General features: G+C 55.2%; 2 rRNA genes. Both read left to right on the forward strand.

What is annotated here, in order from left to right:
* Positions 1–66: 66 nt before the first annotated feature.
* Positions 67–3,173 (forward strand): 23S ribosomal RNA (locus BLT73_RS16880).
* Positions 3,174–3,275: 102 nt separating this feature from the next.
* Positions 3,276–3,390: ribosomal RNA gene (rrf, locus tag BLT73_RS16885) — 5S ribosomal RNA — on the forward strand.
* The last annotated feature ends 89 nt before the right edge of the window (positions 3,391–3,479 follow it).

Genomic DNA, 3,479 nt, shown 5'->3' on the forward strand with positions numbered 1-3,479 from the left:
TCGGAAGTGACCCGCGTTTTACAAAGGGGCGCGGCGACGGATTTAGGTCTGTCTTCTTCCGGATCAAATCAAGCGCGATAAGGGCGTTTGGTGGATGCCTAGGCAGCAAGAGGCGATGAAGGACGTGATACTCTGCGATAAGCCATGGGGAGCCGAGAATAGGCTTTGATCCATGGATTTCCGAATGGGGCAACCCACCTGAATGTTGGTTATTGTCTGACGCAAGTCAGTCAATAATCGGCATAACCAGGTATTTAAGACCTGAATATATAGGGTTTTAAAAGCGAACCCGGGGAACTGAAACATCTAAGTACCCGGAGGAAAGGACATCAACAGATACTCCCCCAGTAGCGGCGAGCGAACGGGGACCAGCCGAGCCATGAGAATGACCGGAATGATCTGGAAAGATCAGCCAGAGCGGGTGACAGCCCCGTATGGGAAGTTCGATTGGACGTATTAAGTAGGGCGGGACACGTGAAATCCTGTCCGAAGATCGGGGGACCACCCTCGAAGGCTAAGTACTCCTTGCTGACCGATAGCGAACCAGTACCGTGAGGGAAAGGTGAAAAGCACCCCGACGAGGGGAGTGAAACAGTTTCTGAAACCGGACGCCTACAAGCAGTCGGAGCCCAGCCTCCAAATCAATCGGAAAAGACGGCGATGTTCTATGTTTACGTTTTGAAAAGCGAAAACGATGAACATTATATCGGCTACAGCGCCGATCTCCGCCGTCGTCTGGCCGAGCACAATATGGGCCGCAACGTCTCCACCCGGGGGCGGATGTGGTCTCTGGTCTATTACGAGGCCTATGCCTCGGAAGGCCAGGCCCGTGCACGGGAACATGTCCTGAAAGGGCACGGACGGACGAAGCAGGCGTTGCTGAAACGCCTTGCAGAGGATTGATTTGGTGGCTGGGTGACGGCGTACCTTTTGTATAATGGGTCAACGACTTGGTCTGTCTGGCAAGCTTAAGCCGTTAGGTGGAGGCGCAGCGAAAGCGAGTGTTAAATGCGCGACTGAGTCAGACGGATCAGACCCGAAACCGAGTGATCTAGCCATGTGCAGGATGAAGGTTGGGTAACACCAACTGGAGGTCCGAACCCACACCTGTTGAAAAAGGTCGGGATGACGTGTGGCTAGGGGTGAAAGGCCAATCAAACTCGGAGATAGCTGGTTCTCCGCGAAAGCTATTTAGGTAGCGCCTCGGACGTATCCTCTCGGGGGTAGAGCACTGCATGGATGATGGGGGCCCACAGCCTTACTGAGTCTAAGCAAACTCCGAATACCGAGAAGGACTATCCGGGAGACACACGGCGGGTGCTAACGTCCGTCGTGGAGAGGGAAACAACCCTGACCAACAGCTAAGGCCCCCAATTCGTGGCTAAGTGGGAAAGCATGTGAGACTTCCAAAACAACCAGGAGGTTGGCTTAGAAGCAGCCATCCTTTAAAGATAGCGTAACAGCTCACTGGTCTAATCAAGAGGTCTTGCGGCGAAGATGTAACGGGGCTCAAGCCACGAGCCGAAGCTTTGGGTGCACGCAAGTGCGCGGTAGCGGAGCGTTCTGTGATAGAGAACGCTGCCTCTTTTGCCTGTTCGCAGGCAACGGAGGCATTGTTCTGACTGTGAAGCCGGGCCGTAAGGCAGCCGGTGGAGTGATCAGAAGTGAGAATGTTGACATGAGTAGCGACAAACAGGGTGAGAGACCCTGTCGCCGAAAGTCCAAGGGTTCCTGCTTAAAGCTAATCTGAGCAGGGTAAGCCGGCCCCTAAGGCGAGGCCGAAAGGCGTAGTCGATGGGAACCAGGTTAATATTCCTGGGCCAGGAGATGGTGACGGATTGCGAAGGTTGTTCGATCTTATCGGATTGATCGGGCCGCTGAGCAGTTCCTGGAAACAGCCCTCCATGAGACCGTACCCGAAACCGACACAGGTGGACTGGTAGAGAATACCAAGGCGCTTGAGAGAACCACATTTAAGGAACTCGGCAAAATACCTCCGTAAGTTCGCGAGAAGGAGGCCCGGTTTGCAGGCAACTGCGGGCCGGGGGCACAAACCAGGGGGTGGCGACTGTTTACTAAAAACACAGGGCTCTGCGAAGCCGCAAGGCGACGTATAGGGTCTGACGCCTGCCCGGTGCCGGAAGGTTAAAAGGAGAAGTGCAAGCTTTGAATTGAAGCCCCGGTAAACGGCGGCCGTAACTATAACGGTCCTAAGGTAGCGAAATTCCTTGTCGGGTAAGTTCCGACCTGCACGAATGGCGTAACGACTTCCCCGCTGTCTCAAATGTGGACTCAGCGAAATTGAATTGTCTGTGAAGATGCAGACTTCCCGCGGTTAGACGGAAAGACCCCATGCACCTTTACTATAGCTTCGCACTGGCATCAGGACTGCGATGTGCAGGATAGGCGGTAGGCTTTGAACCGGGGACGCCAGTCTCCGGGGAGCCATCCTTGAGATACCGCCCTTCGCACTCTTGATGTCTAACCGCGGCCCGTTATCCGGGTCCGGGACCCTGCGTGGTGGGTAGTTTGACTGGGGCGGTCGCCTCCCAAAGAGTAACGGAGGCGCGCGAAGGTTGGCTCAGAGCGGTCGGAAATCGCTCGTTGAGTGCAATGGCAGAAGCCAGCCTGACTGCAAGACTGACAAGTCGAGCAGAGTCGAAAGACGGCCATAGTGATCCGGTGGTCCCGAGTGGAAGGGCCATCGCTCAACGGATAAAAGGTACGCTGGGGATAACAGGCTGATGATGCCCAAGAGTCCATATCGACGGCATCGTTTGGCACCTCGATGTCGGCTCATCTCATCCTGGGGCTGGAGCAGGTCCCAAGGGTACGGCTGTTCGCCGTTTAAAGAGGTACGTGAGCTGGGTTTAGAACGTCGTGAGACAGTTCGGTCCCTATCTGCCGTGGGTGTAGGATACTTGAGAGGAGTTGCCCCTAGTACGAGAGGACCGGGGTGAACGTTCCACTGGTGGACCAGTTGTCGTGCCAACGGCAGTGCTGGGTAGCTATGAACGGACAGGATAAACGCTGAAGGCATCTAAGCGTGAAGCCCCCCTCAAAACCAGGTATCCCTTGAGAGCCGTGGAAGACCACCACGTCGATAGGCCGGAGATGTAAGCGCAGCAATGCGTTCAGTTGACCGGTACTAATGGCTCGACAGGCTTGATTTGATCCGGAAGTGGCCAGATCTGACACAGATCCCCACTCCCAAAAGCATCCTTGGACAACTTCCCGGGCCGAAAGGCCCGGAACGCTGAGCGTTTCTTCTCCGATCTGGTGGACATAGCACGAGCAAAACACCCGATCCCATCCCGAACTCGGCCGTTAAGTGCCGTCGCGCCAATGGTACTGCGTCTCAAGACGTGGGAGAGTAGGTCACCGCCAGATCTGAAAAGAAACGCAATCTCTCGAAACGATCACAAACAACCCGCACCATCCAAAAGATCGGTGCAACAGCGCACCAAGCGCAACCGGCG

It is taken from the genome of Paracoccus isoporae, from assembly GCF_900101865.1.
Taxonomy (GTDB): Bacteria; Pseudomonadota; Alphaproteobacteria; order Rhodobacterales; family Rhodobacteraceae; genus Paracoccus; species Paracoccus isoporae.